The organism is Pseudomonas sp. Eqa60, from assembly GCF_018326405.1.
Lineage (GTDB): Bacteria > Pseudomonadota > Gammaproteobacteria > Pseudomonadales > Pseudomonadaceae > Aquipseudomonas > Aquipseudomonas protegens.
The window spans coordinates 2,051,728-2,075,886 of the sequence record NZ_AP024342.1; the positions used below are offsets into that span (position 1 = coordinate 2,051,728).

Genomic DNA, 24,159 nt, shown 5'->3' on the forward strand with positions numbered 1-24,159 from the left:
CGTTCGGCACACACGACTTCTCACGGTCGGTGTCAGGTGCGTCAGGAGTGGTTGACCACTCGAGTGTCTAGCGAGGTTCGTCCGGGTAACTAAGAACGAAGTCGCGACTTACGCGTCCTGCTTGCTGTGGTGACTAAGGCACCGCTTAAGCAAAAGTCTGTCAGGAGGAGGAATCAACCGGCGACTGTGGACGAGATGAAGCGTCTTGATAAAGCCTAATGCTACACAGTCCGACGGTTGTGCATCTCCACCCTACACGTATCCCTGATAATTCGGGTGCTGCCGCGCGCAGAATCCGCAGCGGGTTGGCATTTACCGTGAACTCCGAAAGGGGAGGTCACGCATCATGGCTAAAGGCGTTGTTTCCGCAACTTTCGCTCGGGATCGTTTGTCGCTGACTGCACTTTGTGAACTGGCCGTTAATCGCTGCGTAAAAGGCGAGTAGTCACTCTGCTTTCTACGGGTTTCAGGCCTCATGTCACCTGCGCTTGTTACAACGCCGAACTCTTCCGTTAGATAGTGAAAACTGCGTAGGACGGCCTTGCGTCCTTATGAATTGCGTTGGTCAGGGCCGGCTGTTTGCCGCTGTTCCTCTGCCCAGCCGCTTTTGGCGGCGTTCGCGACTATAGCAGCAATCATTAAGTGCTTCAAATCCATAAAAAATTGTTATCATTCGCGCCATGACGACTACTGCCCCCTCGACTCCAGGCGTTCAATTGCTTGAGGTCTCGCCGGAATATGCCGGCCAACGTATTGATAACTTCCTTCTCGCCCGGCTCAAAGGCGTGCCCAAGACCTTGATTTACCGTATTTTGCGTAAAGGCGAAGTGCGAGTGAACAAGGGGCGGATCAAGCCCGAGTACAAGCTGCAAGCGGGTGATGTGGTGCGCGTGCCTCCCGTGCGGGTGCCCGAGCGCGACGAGCCGGTGCCGCTGGCTCAAGGGTTGCTGCAGCGCCTGGAAGCCTCGATCGTCTTCGAAGACAAGGCCCTGATTGTGATCAACAAGCCTGCCGGGATTGCCGTGCATGGCGGCAGCGGCTTGAATTTCGGGGTGATCGAAGCCTTTCGTCAGTTGCGCCCGGACGCCAAGGAGCTGGAGCTGGTGCATCGCCTCGATCGGGACACCTCCGGCCTGCTGATGATCGCGAAAAAACGCAGCATGCTGCGTCATCTGCATGCCGCGCTGCGGGGCGATGGCGTGGACAAGCGCTACATGGCGCTGGTCCGTGGCCATTGGGCCACGGCGGTGAAGCAGGTGCGTGCGCCGCTGCTCAAGAGCAACCTGCGCTCCGGCGAGCGCATGGTGGAGGTCAACGAAGAGGGCAAGGAGGCCTTGACCGTGTTCAAGGTGCTGCGCCGCTTCGGTGATTTCGCCACCATGGTCGAGGCCAAGCCGGTGACCGGGCGTACTCACCAGATTCGTGTGCACACCCTGCATGCCGGGCACTGCATTGCCGGTGACAGCAAGTACGGCGATGACGATTTCACTCGCGAGATCCGTGAGCTGGGCGGCAAGCGCCTGTTTCTCCATGCCTATATGTTGACAGTGCCGCTGCCCGATGGCGGCGAGCTGAAATTGCAGGCTCCGGTGGATGAGATGTGGGCCAAGACCGTGGAGCGCCTGAGTGCACCCTGATTACAAACTGCTGATCTTCGACTGGGACGGCACTCTGGCCGATTCCATTGGTCGGATTGTCGAGTCGATGCACGCATCTGCTGATCGTTCCGGCTTTCCTCGCCGCGATGACTACGCCGTCAAGGGCATTATCGGTCTGGGGTTGCCAGAGGCGATTCGCACACTGTATCCGGAAATAGATGATGGGCAGTTGGTAGCCTTTCGTCAGCATTATGCGGATCACTACATTGCCCTCGAGGCCGAGCCTTCGCCTCTGTTTGCTGGTGTGGTGCAGTCTCTCGACGCCTTTCGGGATGAGGGATATCAGCTGGCTGTCGCCACCGGCAAGGCCCGGCGAGGGCTGGATCGAGTGTTGAAGGCCCATGGTTGGGAAGGGTATTTCGATATCACCCGGGCGGCCGACGAAACCGCCAGCAAGCCTCATCCGTTGATGCTGGAGGAAATCCTTGCTCATTGCGGGGTTGGGCCGCGGCAGGCTTTGATGGTTGGCGATTCGTCCTTTGATCTGTTGATGGCGCGCAATGCCGGAATGGATTCGGTGGCCGTGAGCTACGGTGCTCAGTCCATCGAGGCCTTGCAGGCATTCGAGCCGCGCTTGTCCATCGACCGTTTTCCTCAATTGCACGCCTGGCTGAGCCAGGGTGCCGATTAAGTTTTTGCTGGGGTAGCAGGCATGACCGACGAATGGAAGGCGCCGAGCAAGGCGGGCGCTGAAGGTGGTGATGATAAAAGCTGGAAACTGCTGGAGAAGACGCTGTTGGCCAGTGTCCAGGAACAGCGTCGCTCGCGGCGCTGGGGCATTTTCTTCAAGCTGTTGACCTTTGTTTACCTGTTCGCGGCGCTGGCGTTGTTCACGCCGCTGATGACCATGGAAAAGAATGCCACTCGTGGCGGTAGCTACACCGCGGTGATCGATGTCACGGGGGTGATTGCCGACAAGGAATCGGCCAGTGCTGACAATATTGTCGGCAGCCTGCGTACTGCGTTCGATGATCCCAAGGTCAAGGGCATTGTGCTGCGTATCAACAGCCCTGGCGGCAGCCCGGTGCAGTCCGGCTACGTCTATGACGAGATCCGTCGTCTGCGGGCTTTGCACAAGGACACCAAGGTCTACGCGGTGATCTCGGATCTCGGGGCGTCGGGTGCTTACTACATCGCCAGCGCTGCTGACGAGATTTATGCCGACAAGGCGAGCCTGGTGGGTTCCATTGGTGTGACGGCGGCCGGCTACGGCTTTGTCGGTACCATGGAGAAGCTGGGGGTTGAGCGTCGCACCTATACCTCGGGCGAGCACAAGTCGTTCCTGGATCCGTTCCAGCCGCAAAAGCCTGAAGAGACCCAGTTCTGGCAGGGCGTGCTGGACACCACTCATCGCCAGTTCATTGCCAGCGTCAAGCAGGGCCGTGGCGATCGCCTGAAGGACAAGGAGCATCCGGAGCTGTTCTCCGGCCTGGTGTGGTCGGGCGAGCAGGCGCTGCAATTGGGGTTGATCGATGGCCTGGGCAATACCAGTTCGGTGGCGCGGGATGTGATTGGCGAGAAAGAGGTGGTGGACTTTACCGTCCAGGAATCGCCATTTGATCGCTTCTCGAAGAAGCTCGGTGCCAGCGTGGCAGAGCAGATCGCCATGTGGATGGGCTTTCAGGGCCCAACCTTGCGCTGATCGGGTGTTGCTCAATAAAAAGCCGGCTTGAGTGCCGGCTTTTTTATGGCGGCTCAGGGTGTCTCTACGCCCTCGGTCAGCAGCATGTCCACGAGGCGGATCAGTGGCAGGCCTATAAGGCTGGTGGCGTCGCTGCCGGCGGTGCTCTGGAACAGGCTGACCCCCAGGCCTTCGGCCTTGAAGCTGCCGGCGCAATCATAGGGCTGTTCGGCGTGCAGGTAGCGTTCGATGCGGGTGCTGTCCAGGGTGCGCATGTTGACCGTGAACGGGACGCAGTCGACCTGGCAGTGGCCGGTCTGGCTGTTGAGCAGGGCCAGGCCGGTGAGGAAGGTCACACTGGCGCCGCTGGCGTCCAGCAGTTGCTGGCGGGCTTTTTCGAAGGTATGGGGTTTGCCGATGATGCGCTCGCCGAGCACCGCGACCTGGTCGGAACCGATGATCAGGTGTGCTGGATGGCTGCTTGCCAGGGCGCGGGCCTTTTCCTCGGCCAGGCGTTTCACCAGGGCCGTGGCAGGCTCTCCGGGACGATGGCTTTCGTCGATGTCAGGAGAGCTGCAGGTGAAGGGCAGGCGCAGGCGGGACAGCAATTCCCGGCGGTAGGCCGAGCTTGAGGCGAGTAATAAAGGCAGCATGTGCGTCTCCTGAGGCAGGCCGGGAATTCTAGCGAGGCTTGCAAGTGACGGACAGGGCTGAATTTCCTTTGACATGGCCTGGGGCATCCCTATAATGCTGCGCCTATGTTGAATGACCCGATTCCACCTCACGTTGACCCGCGCAAATTGGCTGACCGTGGCACCACCCTTCAAGGTGAACTGCTGCTGGCCGATTTGGAGAGACTCTGCGACCCGCTTTCCGACAATGTCGGTACGGTGCAGGCTAAATTCGTTTTCGAGCGTGACGAGCGTAAAGCTGTAGTTATCCACAGCTCCATCGACGTCGAAGTCAAAATGGTTTGCCAGCGTTGTCTTGAGCTGGTCACCCTGCCGATCCACAGTGAGTGCAGTTACGCTGTGGTGAAGGAGGGTGCGAATACCCAGTCGTTGCCGAAAGGTTATGACGTGCTGGAACTGGGCGAAGATCCTTTGGATCTGCAGGCGTTGGTCGAGGAAGAGCTTTTGCTTGCCTTGCCAATCGTGCCTGCTCATCATCCGGAAGAATGCCAGCAGCCGGCGGGGCTCGATGAGCCCGAACCGAGCGAGGACGAGGTAACGCGGTCCAACCCGTTCAGTGTATTGGCGCAGTTAAAGCGTGACCCAAACGTTTAGGAGTTAATCAATTATGGCTGTTCAGCAGAACAAAAAATCCCGCTCTGCCCGTGACATGCGTCGTTCCCACGATGCTCTCGAGGCTAGCACCCTGTCCGTAGAAAAGACCACCGGTGAAGTTCACCTGCGTCACCACGTATCGCCAGAAGGCGTATACCGTGGTCGTAAAGTGATCGACAAGGGCGCTGACGAGTAATCCTTGTCTGCTCAAGTCATCGCGATTGACGCAATGGGCGGGGACTTCGGTCCCCGCAGCATTGTTCAGGCGAGTATTGCTTGTCTGTCTGCTACCCCCTCGCTGCACCTGACCCTGGTTGGTCAACCCTCCCTTCTTGAAGAACTGATTTCCGGTCAAACGGCTGTGGATCGCGCGCGCCTGACGATTACCCCCGCAAGCGAGGTGATCACCATGGACGAAAAGCCTTCCCAGGCCCTGCGGGGCAAGCCGGACTCTTCGATGCGGGTGGCCCTTGAGCTGTTGCGCGATGAGAAGGTCCAGGCCTGCGTCAGTGCCGGTAATACCGGTGCGCTGATGGCGCTGTCGCGTTATGTGCTGAAAACCCTGCCCGGAATCGATCGGCCGGCGATGGTGGCTGCCATCCCGACTCAGCGTGGCTATTGCCAATTGCTGGATCTGGGAGCCAACGTCGATTGCAGTGCCGAGCACCTGTTGCAGTTCGCCATCATGGGCTCGGTTGCGGCGGAAACCCTGGGCATCGTGCGGCCGCGGGTGGCCTTGCTGAATATCGGCACCGAGGACATCAAGGGCAACCAGCAGGTCAAGCTGGCGGCGAGCTTGCTGCAGCAGGCCCGCGGCCTCAACTACATCGGTTTCGTCGAGGGCGATGGGTTGTATCGGGGCGAGGCGGACGTGGTGGTGTGCGACGGTTTTGTCGGCAACATCCTGCTCAAGTCCAGCGAGGGGCTGGCGACCATGATCGCCGCTCGTATAGAAGCCTTGTTCAGGCAGAATCTGCTGTCCCGGGCTGTTGGGGCACTAGCCTTGCCGCTGATGCGCAGGTTGCAGGCGGATCTGGCGCCGGCGCGGCACAACGGTGCGAGTTTCCTCGGCTTGCAGGGGATCGTGGTGAAGAGCCATGGTTCTGCAGGCGTTCAAGGTTTCCAGAGTGCCATTCAGCGGGCGTTGATCGAGATCCAGGAAGACCTGCCGCGCCGCTTGCATGGGCGTCTTGAAGACTTGTTGCTTTAGGCGTTTTCCCTGTGGAGTGCTTAAATGTGACCGCTCAGTTCAATTGGCCATCCAACTGTCAGTTTCTTGCGTCCACCACGGTGTGACGTCAATTCTCCGACGACAAGATCATTAGGGGCTTGTTACATGTCTGCATCCCTCGCATTCGTCTTTCCAGGACAGGGCTCGCAGTCCCTCGGCATGTTGGCCGAGCTGGGCGCGCAGTACCCACTGATCCTCGATACGTTCAAAGAAGCCTCCGATGCTCTGGGCTACGACCTCTGGGCTCTGACCCAGGAAGGTCCTGCAGAGCTGCTCAATCAAACCGACAAGACCCAGCCGGCCATCCTCACCGCGTCCATCGCCCTGTGGCGTGTATGGCTGGCCGAAGGTGGCGCGCGCCCGGCTTTCGTCGCCGGTCACAGCCTGGGTGAATACAGTGCTCTGGTCGCCGCTGGCAGCCTGACCCTGGGTGAAGCGGCCAAGCTGGTCGAGCGTCGTGGCCAGTTGATGCAGGAAGCCGTGCCGGCAGGGCAGGGCGGCATGGCTGCAATTCTCGGCCTGGAAGATGCCGATGTGGTCGCCGCCTGTGCTGAAGCCGCGCAGGGCGAGGTGGTCAGCGCCGTGAACTACAACTCCCCTGGCCAGGTGGTGATCGCCGGAGCCAAGGCGGCTGTGGATCGCGCCATCGAGGGCTGCAAGGCGCGGGGCGCCAAGCGCGCCATGCCGCTGCCGGTCAGCGTGCCTTCCCACTGTGAGCTGATGCGCCCGGCCGCCGAGCGCTTTGCCGAGTCGATCGCTGCGATCAACTGGCAGGCGCCGCAGATTCCATTGGTACAGAACGTCAGTGCCGCTGTGGCCGCCGACCTGGACACCCTCAAGCGCGACCTGCTGGAGCAGTTGTACAAGCCGGTGCGTTGGGTCGAGTCGGTCCAGACTCTGGCAGCCAATGGCGCCACCGAGCTGGTCGAGTGCGGCCCGGGCAAGGTCCTGGCCGGCCTCAACAAGCGCTGCGCCGAAGGCGTGTCGACCTCTAACCTGAACACCCCAGATGCTTTCGCTGCCGCCCGTGCAGCGTTGGCCTGAACTAGGAGAAGCTTGCATGAGTCTGCAAGGTAAAGTTGCACTGGTGACCGGCGCCAGCCGTGGTATCGGCCAGGCCATCGCGCTTGAGCTGGGGCGTATGGGCGCCACCGTGGTGGGTACCGCCACGTCCGCTTCGGGTGCCGAGCGCATTGCTGCCACCCTCAAGGAAAATGGCATCCAGGGCACCGGCCTTGAGCTGAACGTTACCAGTGACGAGTCCGTGGCTGCAGTCCTGGCCAGCATCACCGAGCAGTTCGGTGCGCCGGCGATCCTGGTGAACAACGCCGGCATCACTCGCGACAACCTGATGATGCGCATGAAAGATGACGAATGGTACGACGTGGTCGATACCAACCTGAACAGCCTGTATCGCCTGTCCAAGGGCGTTCTGCGTGGCATGACCAAGGCTCGTTGGGGTCGAATTATCAGTATTGGCTCGGTTGTGGGTGCCATGGGCAACGCAGGCCAAGTAAACTACGCGGCCGCCAAGGCCGGTCTCGAAGGTTTCAGCCGTGCCCTGGCCCGTGAAGTGGGTTCGCGGTCGATCACGGTGAACTCGGTTGCTCCAGGTTTTATCGACACCGATATGACCCGCGAACTGCCGGAAGCGCAGCGTGAAGCGCTGCTGACGCAAATTCCGCTGGGTCGTCTGGGCCAGGCTCAAGAGATCGCGCAAGTGGTCGCTTTTCTGGCATCCGACGGTGCGGCATACGTTACTGGGGCTACAATCCCGGTCAACGGCGGGATGTATATGTGAGTCAAATGTGACGGATTGCTTCAAAAAAATGTCATACGAGCTGTCTAAAATCCGTTATAAAGCTGCAATCAATTTATAGGCAGATGGCCAAAGGGTTTGAGGGACAAAGCTTTCAGTTGAAAAGCTGAAAAGCCTTTCTATACACTTACCCACTGGCCAGCTGCCTGAATTTGTCCATTAGGAGTGAAAACAAGGTATGAGCACCATCGAAGAGCGCGTCAAGAAAATCGTTGCTGAGCAACTGGGCGTTAAAGAAGAAGAAGTTGTTAACACCGCTTCCTTCGTTGAAGACCTGGGTGCCGACTCCCTTGACACCGTTGAGCTGGTGATGGCTCTGGAAGAGGAATTCGAGACCGAAATCCCTGACGAAGAAGCTGAAAAGATCACTACCGTTCAAGCAGCTATCGACTACGTTACCAGCCACCAGGCTTAATCGTTTGTAGTCGTCTTTTGCTGTCATGGAAAAACCGCACTGCCGTTACGGCGTGCGGTTTTTTCTTTAGGCCTGATACAAAGTGTCGTCATTAGAAAAAGGAGAGTGCTGTGTCGCGTAGACGCGTCGTAGTCACCGGTATGGGTATGTTGTCGCCACTGGGTACGGATGTGCCAAGCAGCTGGCAGGGCATTCTGGCTGGCCAAAGTGGCATCGGTCTGATCGAACACACCGACCTTTCTGCCTATTCCACCCGTTTTGGCGGCTCGGTAAAGGGCTTCAATGTCGAGGAATACCTGTCGGTCAAAGAGGCCCGCAAACTCGACCTGTTCATTCAATACGGCCTGGCAGCCGGTTTCCAGGCGGTACGCAACGCCGGTCTGGAAGTCACCGATGCCAACCGTGAACGCATCGGCGTGGCCATGGGCTCGGGTATTGGCGGTTTGACCAATATCGAGGAAACCAGCCGCATCCTGCACGATTCCGGCCCACGACGGATTTCTCCGTTCTTCGTGCCTGGCTCGATCATCAACATGATTTCCGGTTTCCTGTCCATCCACTTGGGTGCCCAGGGGCCGAACTACGCCATTTCCACTGCATGCACCACCGGTACCCACTGCATCGGCATGGCTGCGCGCAACATCGCCTACGGCGAAGCCGACGTGATGATCGCGGGCGGTGCTGAAATGGCTGCCTGTGGCCTGGGCATGGGCGGCTTCGGCGCGTCCCGTGCACTGTCGACCCGCAACGACGAGCCGACCCGCGCCAGCCGTCCCTGGGACAAGGGACGTGATGGCTTCGTCCTGTCCGACGGCGCCGGCGCCCTGGTTCTGGAAGAGCTGGAGCACGCCAAGGCTCGTGGGGCCACCATCTATGCGGAGCTGATCGGCTTCGGCATGAGCGGTGACGCCTATCACATGACGTCGCCTCCCGCCGATGGTGCCGGTGCTGCGCGCTGCATCGCCAATGCCCTGCGCGACGCCAAGCTCAACGTGGACCAGGTGCAGTACATCAACGCCCATGGCACTTCGACTCCGGCCGGCGACCTGGCCGAGGCCGAAGCGATCAAGAGCGTGTTCGGCGATCACGCCTACAAGCTGGCGGTCAGTTCCACCAAGTCCATGACGGGTCACCTGCTGGGTGCCGCGGGGGCGATCGAGGCGATCTTCAGTGTGCTGGCAATCAACAGCCAGGCCGCGCCGCCCACCATCAACCTGGATGAGCCGGATGAAGGCTGCGACCTCGATTTCGTGCCGCACACCGCGCGCAGCATGGACATCGACGTAGTGCTGTCCAACTCCTTCGGTTTTGGTGGCACCAACGGCTCCCTGGTGTTCCGCCGGTTCTCCGAGTGATGCACAGCTGGGTCGACGGTCAGCCGGCTGACGCACTGTCGCTCAAGGACCGCGGCCTGGCTTACGGTGATGGTCTGTTCGAGACCATTGCCGTCAAATCCGGGCGCCCGCAGCTGCTGGAGCGGCATCTGCAGCGTCTGGCCGAAGGATGCCGGCGCCTGGCGCTGACGGCGGATCAAGCCCTGATCCGCAGTGAGCTGCAGGCTTATGCGGCGGCTTTGGGGGAGGGTGTGCTCAAGCTGATCCTGACCCGGGGCGACAGCCAGCGCGGCTATGCCGCCGATCCTGCAACCGCTGCACGGCGGATTCTCCAGGGCTCCGCATTGCCGGTGTATCCCCTGGCCCATGCCGAGCAAGGCATTCGTCTGTTTCCCTGTACCACGCGCCTGGCCGAGCAGCCGCTGCTGGCCGGTCTCAAGCACCTCAATCGTCTGGAGCAGGTTCTGGCTCGTGCCGAGTGGCGTGATGCCGAGCATGCCGAAGGCTTGATGCGAGATACCTCTGGGCGAGTTATCGAAGGCGTGTTCAGCAACCTGTTCCTGGTCAGCCAGGGGCGGCTGCTGACGGCTGACCTGGGGCGCTGCGGCGTGGCCGGGGTGATGCGCGCTGAAATATTGTTTCAGGCCGAGTCATTGGGCATCCCCGCGCAAGTCGGGGATATCAGTCTCGATCAACTGCAACAGGCTGATGAAGTCTTTGTCTGCAACAGTGTCTATGGCGTCTGGCCAGTGCTTGGCTGTGCCGGGATGAGCTGGTCGGCGGGTGCGCTCACCCGTAAACTGCAGGGCATTACCCGCGCACTACTGGATGCTTGATTCGTGAGACGTAAATTACTGCTCCTGCTGGAAACCGGACTGGTCCTGGCAGGACTGCTGTTGGGTGCGAGTGCCTGGAAACTGTACTCGGCCCTGGAACAACCGCTTAACCTGAGCCAGGAACAGTTGCTCGATGTTCCCGCCGGCTCGACGCCCACCGGCACCTTCAATCGTCTGCAAGCCGAGGGTGTGCTCGATGATGCCTTCTGGCTGCGCCTGTACTGGCGCTTCAATATGGCGGGCCAGCCTCTGCACAGCGGCGAGTACCGCATGACCCCAGGCATGACCGCCGAAGGCCTGATCGGCCTCTGGCAGCGCGGTGAGGTGGTGCAGTACAGCCTGACCCTGGTGGAAGGCTGGAATTTCCGCCAGGTACGCAGCGCCCTGGCCAAGAGCGAAAAATTGCAGCAGACCCTGACGGGGCTCAGCGATAGCCAGGTGATGGAAAAGCTCGGGCATCCCGGGGTTTTCCCTGAAGGGCGTTTCTTCCCTGACACCTATCGTTTCGTTCGGGGCATGACCGACGCCGAACTCCTGGAAAAAGCCTACGACCGCCTGGACGATGTGCTGGCCAAGGAGTGGAGCAAGCGTGCCGACGATGCGCCTTACAGCGACCCTTATCAGGCGCTGATCATGGCCTCGCTGGTGGAGAAGGAAACCGGTGTACCCCAGGAACGTGGGCAGATCGCAGGCGTGTTCGTGCGTCGCATGCAGATTGGCATGCTGCTGCAGACCGATCCTACGGTGATCTACGGCCTCGGTGAGCGTTACACCGGCAAGTTGACCCGGGCTCATCTCAAGGAAGCCACACCCTATAACACCTACGTGATTGCCGGCCTGCCGCCGACGCCGATCGCCATGGTCGGACGCGAGGCGATCCACGCCGCCCTCAACCCGGTGCCCGGCAAGAGCCTGTATTTTGTCGCGCGGGGCGACGGCAGCCATGTGTTCTCCGATGACCTGGATGCCCACAACAGCGCGGTGCGCGAGTTTCAGCTCAAGCGTCGCGCCGACTACCGTTCCAGCCCGGCTCCAGCCGCCACGCCAGCGGTCCCCGAAGCGGTAGGTCCGGCGCCGCAGACGCCTGCAGCCCCTGGCCCGGAGACGGCTCCGGCAAGCGCCCCGCAAGCTGCGCCCGAGCCGGCTGCGACTCCGGCTCCTGCCGAGCCTGTGCCCGAGCCCGCGGCGAAAAGCCCGCAATGACATTGATTAAGGACTGCCCGTGACTGGCTTGTTTATTACCCTGGAAGGCCCGGAAGGCGCGGGCAAAAGCACCAATCGCGAGTACCTCGCCGAGCGCCTGCGCGCTGCGGGGATCGAGGTGCTGTTGACCCGTGAACCCGGCGGCACGCCGCTGGCCGAGCGGATTCGCGATGTGCTGCTGACCCCGTTGGAAGAGGTCATGAATGCCGATACCGAGCTGTTGCTGGTGTTCGCCGCGCGTGCCCAGCACCTGGCAACGGTGATTCGTCCGGCCCTGGAGCGCGGTGCGGTGGTGCTGTGCGACCGCTTCACCGACTCCACTTACGCCTACCAGGGCGCGGGCCGCGGCCTGAGCCTTGCGCGCATTGCTGCGCTGGAGGATTTCGTCCAGGGCGAGTTGCGCCCCGACCTGACCCTGGTCTTCGACCTGCCGGTGGATGTCGGCCTGGCGCGAGCCAGTGCTCGTGGCCGGCTGGATCGCTTCGAGCAGGAAGGCCAGGCCTTCTTCGAGACGGTTCGCGAAGCCTTCCTGGCCCGCGCCGCAGCGGCGCCGCAGCGTTATGTGCTGGTGGATGCGGCGCAGCCCCTGGCCCAGGTCCAGCAGTCCCTGGACAGCTTGTTGCCGCAGTTGCTGGAGCGCGCCCGTGGCTGAAGTCTTCCCCTGGCAGGACAGCCTCTGGCAGCAATTGGCGGGGCGTACCCAGCATGCCCATGCCTACCTGTTGCATGGCCCAGCGGGTATCGGCAAGCGGGCCCTGGCCGAGCGGCTGATGGCGCGCTTGCTGTGCCAGCGCCCGGAAGGCCTGGACGCCTGTGGCCAATGCAAGTCCTGCCTGTTGCTGCTGGCCGGCAGCCACCCGGACAACTACGTGCTGGAGCCGGAGGAAGCGGACAAGGCGATCAAGGTCGACCAGGTCCGCGAACTGGTGAGCTTCGTGGTCCAGACCGCCCAGTTGGGGGGGCGCAAGGTGGTGCTGATCGAGCCGGTGGAGTCGATGAATATCAACGCCGCCAACGCCCTGCTCAAGAGTCTCGAGGAGCCTTCCGGCAACACTGTGCTGTTGCTGGTAAGCCACCAGCCCAGCCGGTTGTTGCCCACGATCAAGAGCCGTTGCGTGCAGCAGGCCTGCCCGCTGCCCAGCGAGGCCATGAGCCTTGAGTGGCTGGCCCAGGCCCTGCCTGATTGCTCCGAGGAGGAGCGGGTGGAGCTCTTGACCCTGGCTGCCGGTTCGCCGCTGGCAGCGGTCAGCCTGCAGGCCCAGGGTGTTCGCGAGCAGCGGGCGCAAGTGGTGGAAGGGGTGAAGAAGCTGCTGAAACAGCAGCAGTCGCCCACGCAACTGGCCGAATCCTGGAGTGCCATTCCCTTGTTGCTGCTGTTCGACTGGTTCTGCGACTGGTCGAACCTGGTCCTGCGTTATCAACTGACCCAGGATGAGCAGGGACTGGGTCTGCAAGACATGCGCAAGGTGCTGCAATACCTGGCGCAGAAGTCCGCCCAGGCCAAGGTGCTGAACATCCAGGACTGGATCCTGGCCCAGCGCCAGAAGGTCCTGAGCAAGGCCAACCTCAACCGCGTGCTGTTGCTGGAAGCCTTGCTGGTGCAGTGGGCGGCCCTGCCTACCCAGAATTGACCCGCAGCGCCTAGACTCAGCGTTGTTTCCGCCCGGGCGCCACAACCCGGGCCTTTCATTGATCGGATGTAGTTGTAGCCTCCTATGCTCGTAGATTCCCATTGCCACCTTGACCGCCTCGATCTCGCCGCTCATGACGGCTCCCTGGATGCCGCGCTGGCTGCTGCCCGCCAGCGGGGGGTAGGGCACTTCCTGTGCATCGGTGTCAGCGCCGACAACGCGGCGGACGTCAAGGCCCTGGCCGATCGTTATGACGATGTCGACTGCTCGGTGGGCGTGCATCCGCTGGATGTGCAGCCCGGCGCAGCGCCGGCCCTGGACTGGCTGCTGGATGAACTGAATCACCCCCGGGTAGTGGCCATTGGCGAGACTGGCCTGGACTATCACTACGAGCCGGAAGCCGCCGAGCTGCAGCAGGAATCCTTCCGCCTGCATCTACAGGCCGCCCAGCAGACCGGCAAACCGGTGGTGGTGCACACCCGTGGCGCCCGCGCCGACACCCTGGCACTGCTGCGCGAGGCGGCATTGCCCAATGCCGGTGTGCTGCATTGCTTCACCGAAGACTGGGAAATGGCCAAGGCGGCCCTGGACCTGGGTTTCTATATTTCCCTCTCGGGGATTGTCACCTTCCGCAATGCCGATGCCCTGCGGGACGTGGCCCGACAGGTGCCGGCCGACCGCCTGCTGGTGGAGACCGATTCGCCTTACCTGGCGCCGATCCCCTATCGTGGCAAGCCCAACCTGCCGCAGTACGTGCGCGAGGTGGCGGAGTTCCTGGCGATGCTGCGGGGCGAAAGCTATGAAGCCTTTGCCCAGCAGACCACGGCCAACTTCAAGCGTCTGTTCCCCTTGGCGCGGGTCAAGGGCTGAGCCTGGGTCGCACGGTGCACTGGCGCTGAATGGCGGGCAAAAAAAACCCGGGTTCTGGGGGGTGAATCCGGGTTAAGACCATTAGGAGTAAAACTAAGGCACGCGGTCCTTCGGTACCTTGATCGGCGTTTCACTTGGGGGAGATGTCCCGCCGACAGTTGAAGTATTGATCACTATTGCATTCAGTCCAGTTGCCCCTGCTCGTTTTTTAAACAAATTTGGAATACGCGCGCTTCGCTTGAGTTCTCATTTGGGTTGCCTGTATCGCAGTTTTCGACGCGATCGCTGAATATCACCTGATTTTTAGCTGATAAGACTAAAAATAGCCGAATTTTCCTGAAAGTTGCCTACATAATCTGTTGCAGTTTGCTGTACCTGCCCGGCTGGCAGTTATCAACGCCATCGATACTTTCGGATTATTCTTCCGCTCTTCTAGGGCTTCTCTGATGCTGTGGGACGGCAGTTGCATTGGCCCCCACTGAGCGACGAATCAGCCGGGCAATGATGGAATTGCGACTTATCGAGGCCTTTGCGTCGCACGCAGGGCGTGGGGCAATCCAGGGTGCTGGGTGCGGGAAAAACCAGACTTCGCGGTCTGATCCGGAGCTTGGCGGCTGTGGAAGTTTGCTATTTGAACCCTGGCCCGGCCCCGTATTCACGGGATTTCCCTGGCTTTTGGCGCCTGTCTGGAAGGTTCTGACGGGGCGGCTTTTGCGCCAGAAACACCAGCAACGATGGATGATCCGTGCATTTTGGCGCAAGTTAGGCATAATACGCGGCTTCGATTTTGACCCCGAACAGACCTTTTCTTATGCAGAAAGAACCTCGTAAGGTCCGTGAGTTTCGTCGCCGCGAGCAAGAAATTCTCGATACCGCGCTCAAGCTGTTCCTCGAACAAGGTGAAGACAGTGTCACCGTCGAGATGATTGCGGATGCCGTGGGTATCGGCAAAGGGACCATCTATAAGCATTTCAAGTCCAAGGCGGAGATCTACCTGCGCCTGATGCTCGACTACGAGCGCGACCTGAACGAGCTGCTGCACTCGGCCGACGTCGACAAGGACAAGGAAGCCCTGTCCCGGGCCTACTTCGAATTCCGCATGCGTGACCCGCAGCGCTATCGGTTGTTCGACCGCCTGGAAGAGAAGGTGGTCAAGGGCAACCAGGTGCCGGAGATGGTCGAGGAACTGCACAAGATCCGCGCGTCCAACTTCGAGCGCCTGACCCTGCTGATCAAGGGTCGCATCAGTGAAGGCAAGCTTGAAGACGTGCCGCCATACTTCCACTACTGTGCCTCGTGGGCGCTGGTGCATGGTGCGGTTGCGCTGTACCACTCGCCGTTCTGGAGCAATGTGCTGGAAGATCAGGAAGGCTTCTTCCAGTTCCTGATGGACATCGGTGTGCGCATGGGCAACAAGCGCAAGCGCGACCCCGACACCTCGAACAGCTAAGGCATTCAGCCGCTGTATTGCGCCATCGACAAACTGTATGGCGCAGTGTCCGAGGAATATACTCAGGCATGGGACTTGCCAAAACCTGATTTTTGGGTCAGGTTTTGCCCGGTTCTCCCTTCCTACGCCGGAGTCATCCATGATCGTTGATCGTCAAGGCAGGCGCTTTCGCAACTTGCGGATCAGTCTGACGTCTGCCTGCAACTACGCCTGTACCTACTGCGTGCCCAACGGCAAGCGGCTGGTGGCTGCCCAGGATGAGTTGTCGGCCGAGGCAATGGCTCGCGGCGTGGCGTACCTGATGGAAGCGGCGGGCATCGAGCGCTTGCGCATCACCGGTGGCGAACCCCTGGTCAGTCCCAAGCTGGAAGCCTTCATGGGCGCGGTGGGGCGCATGGGGCTGGACGACATCAGCCTGACCACCAATGGCCAATTGCTTGCGCGCAAGCTGCCGTTGCTGGTGGAGGCCGGTATCCGCCGGATCAACGTTTCCCTCGATACCCTGGATGCGACGGCCTTTCGCAGCATTGCCCGTGGCGGCGACCTGGCCACGGTGCTCGATGGCATGCAGCAAGCCCGCAGTGCCGGTTTGAAGATCAAGGTCAACATGGTGCCGTTGCGCGGGCAGAACCTGGATCAGGTGATGCCGTTGCTGGATTACTGCCTGGAACGGGGTTACGAGCTGCGTTTCATCGAGCTGATGCGCATGGGCCACCTGGCCAATGATGGCAACGCTTTCCTGCAGCAGTTTGTCAGCCTGCAACAGTTGCTGGACCTGATCGGCCAGCGCTACGAATACCTTCAGGCCGATGCGCCGGTGGATGCTACCGCGGTGCGCTACGCCATTCCCGGGCACGGTCATTTCGGCGTGATCGCCAACGAAAGCGTGCCGTTCTGCCGCACCTGCTCGCGTTTGCGGCTGTCCTCCACGGGCTGGCTGCACGGCTGCCTTTCTTCGAGCAATCGTCACTATGTCGGCGACCTGCTGGACAAGCCGCGCCATCAGGCTCTGCCGGCCTTGCAGCGGCTGCTGGTCAAGGCCTTGGGGGACAAGCAGGAGCTGGCCTTTTCCGGTGGAGCCACGGTGATGAAGATCATTGGCGGCTGAGGTGCTTTGCCGACGAATTCCCTTCCTTGGCGGAGCTGGCGCGGAAGCTGCATCCCGTGGCCATTCGCCGGTTTTCCGTCACCGGATTTTGGAGGGTAGGATGCGTAGCCTGGTTTTGCTGCTGGCCTTTTTGGCACTCGGCGGCTGCATGAATGTCAGTGATATGGGCGAAGGGGTGCGCTATCACCTGAGTGATGCGGGGGTGCTCGATCACAGTGATACACGCCGCACCAGCTCGTTCCGCATTCAGCCGGATTCGTTCATTTTCATTGCCCAGGGGCATTTCGTACCGCCGGGTGGCGCTTATCCGCGGCCCAACGTGGTAGCCGAGGAAGCCTTCAACGGCTTTGTCGAGTATTTCCCCATGGTGCGTCGGGCCAAGGCGCCCGAGGGCCTGAATGAAGCCATGGCCGAAGCCCGGGAAGCGGGGGCGCACTATCTGCTCTACGCCCGTTTCGCCAAGGCCGATGACCGTATCGGTAACTCTGACGAGTGGCTGGATCAGGAAGCCGTGGACCGCCTAGGGGTGGATACCAGTACCATCCAGATCATGTTGATCGAAACCAGTACCCAGTACCTGATCGATTCCGCGCGGATTCGCAGCCGTGGCGGTTTACTGACGTTCCACGACAACAAGCCACAGGATCTGCTTGGTCCGCCGTTGCAGCAATACGCGCGCGGCCTGCTGGGCCTGAGCGACTGATTGATTGAGGGAGGAGAGCGGTATGAGTGGTCCAGGCAAGGCCAACGACCTGTTGGCGCAGATTCCCAAGGCTGAAAAAGGCCTGCCGCCGGTCCACCTGTGGAACCCCGACTTCTGCGGCGATATCGACATGCGCATCGCCCGCGACGGCACCTGGTATTACCTGGGTACGCCGATCGGCCGCAAACCCATGGTCAAGCTGTTCTCCACCATCATTCGCCGCGATGGCGATGACTATTTCCTCATCACTCCGGTGGAGAAGGTCGGCATCAAGGTCGACGATGCACCCTTCGTCGCCGTGACCCTGGAGGTCGAAGGGCAGGGCGAGGCTCAGGTGCTGCGCTTTTCTACCAACGTCGAGGAGCAGGTGCTCGCCAATGACGAGCACCCGCTGCGGGTGGTGATCGACACCCTGACCCAGGAACCGGCGCCTTACATCCTGGTTCGACACAATCTTGAAGCGCTGATCCATCGCAACGTCTTCTACCAACTGGTGGAGCTGGCGCAGACCCGCCAGATCGACGGCCAGAATTGGCTGGGGGTGTGGAGTTGCGGGGTGTTCTTTCCCATTGGTCTTGAACCCTGACGGGCGTTTCAGACGGCTGTAAGAAGATATTTCTTGCTCTGGCTCGGGCCTTTCATGTATCAAGCCGGACATGATCAAACGTGTCCGATTCGATAAGAAAACAAGGGTGGTCGACGAGTTGATCCGGCGTATTGAAAGCGGTCTGTTGGAGGACGGCTTTCAGCTGCCGGGCGAGCATCAGTTGGCCGAAGAATTCGGTGTCAGCCGCGGCACCTTGCGCGAGGCCCTGGCCGAGCTCAAGCGACGCAACTACATCGCCACGCAAAGCGGCGTAGGCTCCATCGTCACCTTCGACGGTGTTGCCCTGGATCAGCATCATGGCTGGGCCCAGGCCCTGGCCGACAGCGGTGCGCTGGTCAACACCGAGGTGCTGCGCCTGGAAGCGATCCAGCGCCCGGACCTCAAGCATCGCCTGGGCACCGACCAGTTCATCGCCCTCGATCGCCGGCGCCGCAGCACCGATGGCCGGGTGCTGTCCCTGGAGCGCTCTCTGATCCCGGCTTCCGGCGAGCTGGAAGGCCTGCCTCGGGTCGGCCTGATCGATGATTCCCTGACCATTACCCTGGCCGCCTACGGCTATATCGGTGAGCGCGGCGATCAGTGGATCGGCGCCGAGCCCTTGAATGCTGAAGATGCCCAATTGCTCGGACGTGCTCCGGGCGAAGTCTTCCTCAAGGCCCTGCGTACCACCTACGACCGCCAGGGGCGCTTTATGGAGCAGGTCGAAAGCCTGCTGGACCCGCAGCATTTTCGCATGCACCTGCAGTTCGGAGAGCCGCGGTGAATGCATTGCAGCGCGCCCTGGGCGCCTTCTACGGGCTAGCCCTGGGCGATGCGCTGGGCATGCCGACCCAATCCTTGAGTCGGGAACAGATCCAGCAGCGCTTCGGCGTCATCCGCACCCTGGAGGACGCCGGCCCGGACCAGCCGATTGCCGCGAACATGCCCCGGGGCTCCATTACCGACGATACTGAGCAGGCGATCCTGGTGGCTCGCCTGTTGGTCCGGGGGCAAGGCCGGATCGCTCCGGCGGCCCTGGCCCAGAGCCTGATCGAGTGGGAGGCGCAGATGCAGGCCAAGGGTTCCCAGGATCTGCTGGGACCTTCCACCAAACGCGCCATTGAAATGATCCTCGCCGGGGAGTCCGTGGAGGAGGCGGGCCGCTATGGCACCACCAATGGCGCCGCCATGCGCATCACGCCGGTGGGCATCGCCGCCGATGTGGCTCGGCCCGAGACCTTTCTGCAGGCGGTGGTCGAGGCCTGCCAGGTGACGCACAACACCAGCCTGGGCATTGCCAGCGCGGCGGCGGTGGCGGCGGTGGTGTCCGCCGGAATCAACGGCCAGCCTCTGGCCGAAGCCTTGGCACTTGGTGTGCAGGTCGCCTGGCAGGCCCAGGCCCAGGGGCACTGGGTAGCGGGTGCCACCATCGGTGCTCGCTTGGACTGGACCGGCACCCTGCGTGTCGACGGCGACCGGGAAGGCTTTGCGCGGATGCTCTACGAGCTGATCGGCACCTCGGTGGCTTCCCAGGAGTCGGTGGTGGTGAGTTTCGCCCTGGCCCGACAAGTGGCCCTGGGGCAATTGCCGGCCTTCGAGGCACTGTGCATGGCCGCGGGCCTTGGGGGCGACACCGATACTATCGCGGCGATTCTCGGTGCCATGCTCGGCGCTTGCCTGGGGATGGAGATCTGGCCTGGCGAACTGATCGGGCAGGTGCGAAAGGTCAATGAGCTGGACCTGCAGCCTCTGGTGGAACAGCTGCTGGCGCTGCGTTGAGCCGCCTTTAAGGTACAGGCCGCGGTGTGCGGCCATGTTGCCGATCGCTATGGAAAGCTATGACACGGCCAGGAATGCCGGGATGTTCTGTGACTTCCGAAATTGCCCAATACCCCTAACAACGGCAACAGGAGTTTTATCATGAGTTCATCCACGGCCGGATCAGGCGCCGGGCAACTGGAAACCCGCGGTATCGAGCCGGTTCCCGAGGCAGAGTGCGACGGGCACCCGCTGCAGCTGTTCTGGGTCTGGTTCGCGGCCAACATCAGTATTCTCGGCCTGCCCCTGGGGGCGACTCTGGTGGCGTTTCGCGGTTTGTCGATCTGGCAGGTGCTGCTGGTGGCCATCCTGGGGTCGGTGGGGTCGTTCGCCGTGGTCGGCTTGATCTCGGTAGCCGGCCGGCGCGGGCGGGCGCCGAGCCTGACCCTGTCCCGGGCAATCTTCGGGGTGCGGGGCAATATCGGCCCGACCCTGGTGTCGATGCTTTCACGGGTTGGCTGGGAGACGGTCAATACCACCACAGCGGCCTTTGTCCTGCTGTCCCTGAGCTCGATCCTGTTCCAGACCCCGGCCTCGGCCAAGGATGCGCCGCTGCTGACCCTGCTGTTCATCGGCATCTTCGTGCTGATGACCCTGAGCGTCTCCGGCCTGGGCCACGCTACCTTGCTGGTCATCCAGAAGTGGGCCACCTACGGCTTTGGTGCCCTGAACGTGCTGGTGGGCGGTTTCCTCTGCGCCACCATCGACTGGGCGGCGGTCTTCAATGCCGCGCCGGCCCCCATGAGCGCGATGATCATCGGCGTCGGCACCATGGCCGCCGGGACCGGGATTGGCTGGGCCAGTTCCGGGGCCGATATGTCGCGTTATCAGCACCGTTCGGTAACGGCCGGGCGCCTGGTGGCTTCGGCGGCGTTTGGCGCCGGCATTCCGCTGGTGTTGCTGATTACCCTGGGCGGGTTGCTGTCGGTGGGCAACGATCACCTGGCCTCGGCAGTGGACCCGATCATCGCGATCCGCGACATGCTGCCGACCTGGATGGCGGTGCCCTACCTGGTCGCGGCCTTTGGCGGCCTGCTGCTGTCCAACAACCTCTCTGTGTATTCCGCCGGCCTCACCGCGCTGACCCTGGGCCTCAAGGTCAAGCGGGTCTATGCGGTGCTGGTGGATATCGTGGCGATCTTCCTCGGCTCGATCTATTTCATGCTGATTGCCGACAGCTTCTATGGCCCTTTCATCAGCTTCATCTCCCTGCTGGCGGTGCCGATCACCGCCTGGGTGGGGATCTTCGTGGTGGACCTGATCCATCGTCATCACTACAGCGCCGATGATCTGCTCAACGTCGGCCCGAGCAGCGCCTACTGGTACCGGGCGGCATCGAATGGCGAGCGTTTGGCGCCTGGGTGCTGGCGATTGTGCTGGGCTTCTGTTTCACCACCATCGGCACCACTGCCGAAGACGTCTGGTTCACCGGGCCCCTGGCCGATTCCTGGCTGGGGCATAACGGCCTGGGCTGGATCGTTACCTTCCTGGTGGCCGGCGGCGGTTACGCTCTACTGGGCGGTGCCCGGGACCGGCGCGCGGCCTTTGTCGAGAACGCCAATGCCTAGGTTGCTGCACACCGGCCAGGTGATAGTCGACCTGGTGATGGCGGTAGAGCGCCTGCCGGCCTCCGGAGGCGATGTGCTCGCGCAATCTGCGGGCTTCGAGGCCGGTGGCGGCTTCAACGTGATGGCCGCCGCGGCGCGCAACGGGTTGCCGGTGGTCTACCTCGGGCGCCACGGGCAGGGGCGCTTTGGCGACCTGGCGCGGGCGGCGATGCAGGGCGAAGGCATACAGATGAGCCTGGAGCCCGGCAGGGGGGCTGATACCGGTCTGTGCGTGGCCCTGACCGAAGCCTCTGCTGAACGCACCTTCATTTCCCATATCGGCGCCGAGGGCGAATTGTCGGCCGAGGATCTGGCCCGGGTCCGGGTGGAGGCGGGGGATTACCTCTATGTCAGCGGCTACAGCCTGTTGCAGGAGTGCAAGGCACGGGCCCTGTTGGACTGGTTGCTGGCGCTGCCTCGTTCGATCCCATTGATGTTCGACCCGGGGCCGTTGGCCGGTTCGGCAGATTCACCCTTGATGGCGGCGCTGTTGCCGCGGATCGACATCTGGAGCAGCAACCGCGCCGAGGCATTGCAATTGACCGGTACTTCGCAGATTGCCCAGGCGCTGGCGCAGCTCGAAAGCTGGTTGTCACCTGCGGCGTTGCTGGTGCTGCGTGATGGCCCCCGCGGCTGTTGGGTCAGCCGCCAGGGGCAGGCGGTGCAGGTGCCGGGGTTCAAGGTGGAGGCGGTGGACAGCAACGGTGCCGGTGATGCCCACGCCGGGGTCTTGGTCGCCGGGCTCGCAGCGGGCCTTGAGCCGCTGATGGCGGCTCGTAGGGCCAACGCCGCGGCGGCGATTGCCGTCACCCGGCGTGGCCCGGCCACCGCTCCGGGCAGTGCCGAAGTGGATGCCTTGCTGGCGCGCGGCTGAGTCAGCGGCGAGCAACTGGCCGCCGGTCAGCCGGCCTTGCTCAAGGCTTCGATCAGCTCCTGCTTGCGCATGCGCGAGCGTCCCGGAATCTTCTTCGCCCGAGCTTCGCGCATCAGGCTGACCTTGCTCTGGGTGCCCAGGGACGCCGCGCTGTTGCGGGCATGCCCGTGGCGCGTAGCCACCGCGCGTCGGGCCGACTCGCTGCGGGCCCGGGCCTTGTCTGCCGGGCTTTTGTCCCGACCGGAGCCGCCCGCCCGTTCACCGCCGCCGGACTGCTTGTTCACCGTGGCCCAGGCCCGTGCTTCGGCCTGCTCCGGCGAGAGCCCGCGTTCTTCGTAGCTGGCTTCGATGGCCGCGGCCTTGCGGCGCTGGGCCAGGGTGTATTTGGCTTTGCTTCCTCGAGTCATGACATCTCTCCTCAAGGCCCTGGCGCACAGGGCCTGCTGGATTGAACCGGCGGTTACTGGCTGCTGCCTTCAGAACCTGAGCCGCCGGTGGTGGTTTTCGAGCCGGTACCGGTCTTGCCACTGTCGGGTGTGCTGGAGTCCATGGTGCCGACACCGCCCTGGCGGCCGTTGTCGTTGCCCTGAATGCGCGGGTCGGTCCCGGTCGCCGGTGGCAATGAGCCTTCGTCCATGGCCGGTGGGTTGATGTTGATCTTCGGCGTGCCCTGGGTGGCCGGGGATTTCGGGCCTTCAACCGGGTTGGTCGGGCCGGTGGCGCCGGCCAGGGCAGCAGTGGACAGCAGTCCGGCCAGGGCCAGGGCGCAGAGTTGGACCTTGATCATGGTGTCGCCTCCATTCGTTAGAGTCGTTACCTGATATTGGTCCGCTGCCGGGGCCGGTTGGTGCCTGATGATCGACGAACGGTGTTATGCACCGGCTGCCATACGCCAGTGGCCCAGGCGCCGCCAGCCCAGGCGGCCAAGGCTGATCAGCCAGTTCAGCAACGCCACGCCGAGCACCGTGAACAGCAGCGCCTGGATGCCGGCTTCGACGATGATCCGCCCGGCCAGCCAGGGAAAACCGAAGACTCCGATGAAGTACGACAGGCTGAACAGCAGCAACGCCTGGGAGGTGCAGCCGGCTGGTGCTTCGTTGGCCGCCAGGCCATTGATCACCGAGTAGGTCAGGCCATAGCCCACCCCCAGGGTCACGGCAGCCAGCAGGTAGCTGGCGCTGCTGTCGACAGCAAATAAAAAGAGCAGGATCGACACCAGCATCAGCCCCGAGAGGAGGCAGGCAGCACGATAGGGATCGCGCTTGACCACGATCCCGGCGATCAGCAGGCGGCTGGCGATGGCGGCGCTCATGAAGCCGAGGAAGAACAGCGAGTAGTCGACGCCGCGGGAGGGGCCGTAGCTGGTCTGGAAGCTCGACAGGCCGCCGAATACGCAACCTCCCAGGCCCACCATGAGAATCGGCCAGACGGCGCGGGAGGACAGCACCTGCGCGGTGCCAGCCCAGGTGATGCTAGCCGCCGCGGTGCCCAGGTGGTTGGCCTGCTGGCGCAGCCGGCCGCCCAGCCGCCAGAAGATCAGCACACCCAGCAGGCTGGCACCGGCGGCGATCAGAAAGGCGCTGGTCAGTGGGTAGCCCAGGGCACTGGCCAGGCGCCCCAGCAAGGGGCCGGAGCCGATGCCGGTCATCATGCTGCCCGACAGCAATGCGAAGTAGCGGGCCCGTTGCGCAGGCTCCACCAGCATCGCCACGATGATCGGCCCCAGGGTATAGAACACCCCCCAGCCCAGGCCCAGGGTCAGGCCGAAGAACAGCAGGCCGGGGCCGACCCCCGGGGTCAGGGCAAAGCCCAGGCTGGCCACCGCCAGTAGGCAGCCGAACACTGCCACCGAGCGCGCGGCGCCGAGGCGGTCCGAGAGGTGCCCGGAGCCGATCACCGCAACAAAGGTGCTGAGCATGGCTGTGGAAATCACCGTGCCGGCATCGTGTTCATTGCCGCCACGGCTGCCGATCAGCAGCGACAGGAGAAAGGTCGAGCCGTAGGACAGCGACAGCAGGTAGCTGCCCAGGCAGAACAGGCCGAATAACGGGGCCGAGACCCGGGACTGCTGCGGGGTGCACGCCGACATGAAAGTGCCTCTTTATGCTT

The 24,159-nt window shown here is 62.3% G+C and carries 26 protein-coding genes and 1 pseudogene; 23 read left to right on the forward strand and 4 right to left on the reverse strand.

The annotated features are described in order from the left end of the window. The first annotated feature begins 680 nt into the window (after nt 1–680). From rluC to sppA, 3 genes are read left to right on the forward strand one after another with little or no spacing between them, the layout of a single operon-like run. Nucleotides 681–1,637 carry a 23S rRNA pseudouridine(955/2504/2580) synthase RluC gene (gene rluC / locus KI242_RS09310; protein ID WP_011060111.1) on the forward strand — a complete coding sequence of 319 codons (957 nt, stop codon included), beginning with the start codon at nt 681–683 and terminating at the stop codon, nt 1,635–1,637. Next, a complete protein-coding gene (locus KI242_RS09315; RefSeq protein WP_047284721.1) occupies nt 1,627–2,289 on the forward strand; it encodes an HAD-IA family hydrolase in 663 nt (220 codons plus the stop codon). The genes rluC and KI242_RS09315 overlap by 11 nt, the downstream gene beginning before the upstream one ends. Nucleotides 2,290–2,310: 21 nt before the next feature. Beyond that, nucleotides 2,311–3,300: a signal peptide peptidase SppA gene (gene sppA / locus KI242_RS09320; protein ID WP_011060113.1), complete on the forward strand. Its 990-nt coding sequence runs from the start codon at nt 2,311–2,313 to the stop codon at nt 3,298–3,300. A gap of 53 nt (nt 3,301–3,353) precedes the next feature. Here sppA and KI242_RS09325 read toward each other — a convergent pair whose 3' ends face one another. Continuing rightward, nucleotides 3,354–3,932 carry a nucleoside triphosphate pyrophosphatase gene (locus KI242_RS09325; protein WP_053157011.1) on the reverse strand — a complete coding sequence of 193 codons (579 nt, stop codon included), beginning with the start codon at nt 3,930–3,932 and terminating at the stop codon, nt 3,354–3,356. Nucleotides 3,933–4,037: 105 nt separating this feature from the next. Between KI242_RS09325 and KI242_RS09330 the strand changes: the two genes are divergently transcribed. The 20 genes and pseudogenes from KI242_RS09330 (at nt 4,038) to KI242_RS09425 (ending at nt 22,050) form a co-directional block, all read left to right on the forward strand. Beyond that, on the forward strand, nt 4,038–4,565 hold the full coding sequence (locus KI242_RS09330; RefSeq protein ID WP_011060115.1) for a YceD family protein: 528 nt from the start codon (nt 4,038–4,040) through the stop codon (nt 4,563–4,565). 13 nt (nt 4,566–4,578) lie between these two features. Next, entirely contained in the window at nt 4,579–4,761 is a 183-nt protein-coding gene (gene rpmF, locus KI242_RS09335) for a 50S ribosomal protein L32 (RefSeq protein ID WP_003179396.1), read from the forward strand. A gap of 3 nt (nt 4,762–4,764) precedes the next feature. Further along, nucleotides 4,765–5,775 (forward strand): phosphate acyltransferase PlsX, encoded by a 1,011-nt coding sequence (gene plsX / locus KI242_RS09340; protein WP_072451636.1) that lies wholly within the window; start codon nt 4,765–4,767, stop codon nt 5,773–5,775. 126 nt (nt 5,776–5,901) lie between these two features. Continuing rightward, the gene (gene fabD / locus KI242_RS09345; protein WP_011060117.1) at nt 5,902–6,840 is read left to right on the forward strand and encodes an ACP S-malonyltransferase; all 939 of its coding nucleotides are present in this window, start codon (nt 5,902–5,904) and stop codon (nt 6,838–6,840) included. Between the two features lie 16 nt (nt 6,841–6,856). Next, nucleotides 6,857–7,597 (forward strand): 3-oxoacyl-ACP reductase FabG, encoded by a 741-nt coding sequence (gene fabG, locus KI242_RS09350; RefSeq protein ID WP_011060118.1) that lies wholly within the window; start codon nt 6,857–6,859, stop codon nt 7,595–7,597. 196 nt (nt 7,598–7,793) lie between these two features. Continuing rightward, nucleotides 7,794–8,030 carry an acyl carrier protein gene (gene acpP / locus KI242_RS09355; protein ID WP_003175607.1) on the forward strand — a complete coding sequence of 79 codons (237 nt, stop codon included), beginning with the start codon at nt 7,794–7,796 and terminating at the stop codon, nt 8,028–8,030. Nucleotides 8,031–8,140: 110 nt separating this feature from the next. After that, the gene (fabF, locus tag KI242_RS09360; RefSeq protein ID WP_011060119.1) at nt 8,141–9,385 is read left to right on the forward strand and encodes a beta-ketoacyl-ACP synthase II; all 1,245 of its coding nucleotides are present in this window, start codon (nt 8,141–8,143) and stop codon (nt 9,383–9,385) included. Further along, nucleotides 9,385–10,200: an aminodeoxychorismate lyase gene (gene pabC, locus KI242_RS09365; RefSeq protein ID WP_019092971.1), complete on the forward strand. Its 816-nt coding sequence runs from the start codon at nt 9,385–9,387 to the stop codon at nt 10,198–10,200. The genes fabF and pabC overlap by 1 nt, the downstream gene beginning before the upstream one ends. A 3-nt stretch (nt 10,201–10,203) precedes the next feature. Then, the gene (gene mltG / locus KI242_RS09370) at nt 10,204–11,403 is read left to right on the forward strand and encodes an endolytic transglycosylase MltG (protein ID WP_212806065.1); all 1,200 of its coding nucleotides are present in this window, start codon (nt 10,204–10,206) and stop codon (nt 11,401–11,403) included. A 19-nt stretch (nt 11,404–11,422) separates the two neighbouring features. Next, nucleotides 11,423–12,055, forward strand: a complete 633-nt coding sequence (tmk, locus tag KI242_RS09375) for a dTMP kinase (protein ID WP_077933615.1) — start codon at nt 11,423–11,425, stop codon at nt 12,053–12,055. Further along, on the forward strand, nt 12,048–13,034 hold the full coding sequence (locus tag KI242_RS09380; RefSeq protein WP_011060123.1) for a DNA polymerase III subunit delta': 987 nt from the start codon (nt 12,048–12,050) through the stop codon (nt 13,032–13,034). The genes tmk and KI242_RS09380 overlap by 8 nt, the downstream gene beginning before the upstream one ends. An 84-nt stretch (nt 13,035–13,118) precedes the next feature. Then, nucleotides 13,119–13,904 (forward strand): TatD family hydrolase, encoded by a 786-nt coding sequence (locus tag KI242_RS09385; protein WP_011060124.1) that lies wholly within the window; start codon nt 13,119–13,121, stop codon nt 13,902–13,904. 811 nt (nt 13,905–14,715) lie between these two features. Beyond that, nucleotides 14,716–15,354: a TetR/AcrR family transcriptional regulator gene (locus KI242_RS09390; protein WP_011060125.1), complete on the forward strand. Its 639-nt coding sequence runs from the start codon at nt 14,716–14,718 to the stop codon at nt 15,352–15,354. Nucleotides 15,355–15,493: 139 nt separating this feature from the next. Beyond that, nucleotides 15,494–16,462 (forward strand): radical SAM protein, encoded by a 969-nt coding sequence (locus tag KI242_RS09395; RefSeq protein ID WP_011060126.1) that lies wholly within the window; start codon nt 15,494–15,496, stop codon nt 16,460–16,462. A 100-nt stretch (nt 16,463–16,562) separates the two neighbouring features. After that, complete coding sequence (locus tag KI242_RS09400) at nt 16,563–17,165, forward strand: DUF4823 domain-containing protein (RefSeq protein ID WP_011060127.1); 603 nt, start codon at nt 16,563–16,565, stop codon at nt 17,163–17,165. Nucleotides 17,166–17,187: 22 nt separating this feature from the next. After that, nucleotides 17,188–17,751, forward strand: coding sequence for a DUF1285 domain-containing protein (locus tag KI242_RS09405; protein WP_041116803.1), 564 nt, complete (start codon nt 17,188–17,190; stop codon nt 17,749–17,751). A gap of 70 nt (nt 17,752–17,821) precedes the next feature. Beyond that, nucleotides 17,822–18,535: a GntR family transcriptional regulator gene (locus KI242_RS09410; protein WP_041116805.1), complete on the forward strand. Its 714-nt coding sequence runs from the start codon at nt 17,822–17,824 to the stop codon at nt 18,533–18,535. Further along, nucleotides 18,532–19,530 (forward strand): ADP-ribosylglycohydrolase family protein, encoded by a 999-nt coding sequence (locus tag KI242_RS09415; protein WP_212806066.1) that lies wholly within the window; start codon nt 18,532–18,534, stop codon nt 19,528–19,530. Before KI242_RS09410 ends, KI242_RS09415 begins: the two co-directional genes overlap by 4 nt. 141 nt (nt 19,531–19,671) lie before the next feature. Further along, a pseudogene (locus KI242_RS09420) lies at nt 19,672–21,137 on the forward strand (cytosine permease). After that, nucleotides 21,130–22,050: a PfkB family carbohydrate kinase gene (locus KI242_RS09425; protein ID WP_015634716.1), complete on the forward strand. Its 921-nt coding sequence runs from the start codon at nt 21,130–21,132 to the stop codon at nt 22,048–22,050. The pseudogene KI242_RS09420 and the gene KI242_RS09425 overlap by 8 nt, the downstream one beginning before the upstream one ends. Before the next feature lie 26 nt (nt 22,051–22,076). Here the strand turns inward: KI242_RS09425 and KI242_RS09430 are convergent, their stop codons facing one another. The 3 genes from KI242_RS09430 to KI242_RS09440 all read right to left on the reverse strand — a co-directional run bounded on the left by KI242_RS09430 (nt 22,077) and on the right by KI242_RS09440 (nt 24,139). Beyond that, nucleotides 22,077–22,457 carry a Rho termination factor N-terminal domain-containing protein gene (locus KI242_RS09430; protein ID WP_015634717.1) on the reverse strand — a complete coding sequence of 127 codons (381 nt, stop codon included), beginning with the start codon at nt 22,455–22,457 and terminating at the stop codon, nt 22,077–22,079. A gap of 53 nt (nt 22,458–22,510) precedes the next feature. Beyond that, on the reverse strand, nt 22,511–22,837 hold the full coding sequence (locus KI242_RS09435) for a hypothetical protein (RefSeq protein ID WP_011060134.1): 327 nt from the start codon (nt 22,835–22,837) through the stop codon (nt 22,511–22,513). A gap of 84 nt (nt 22,838–22,921) precedes the next feature. After that, complete coding sequence (locus KI242_RS09440) at nt 22,922–24,139, reverse strand: MFS transporter (protein ID WP_015634718.1); 1,218 nt, start codon at nt 24,137–24,139, stop codon at nt 22,922–22,924. Between the last annotated feature and the right edge of the window lie 20 nt (nt 24,140–24,159).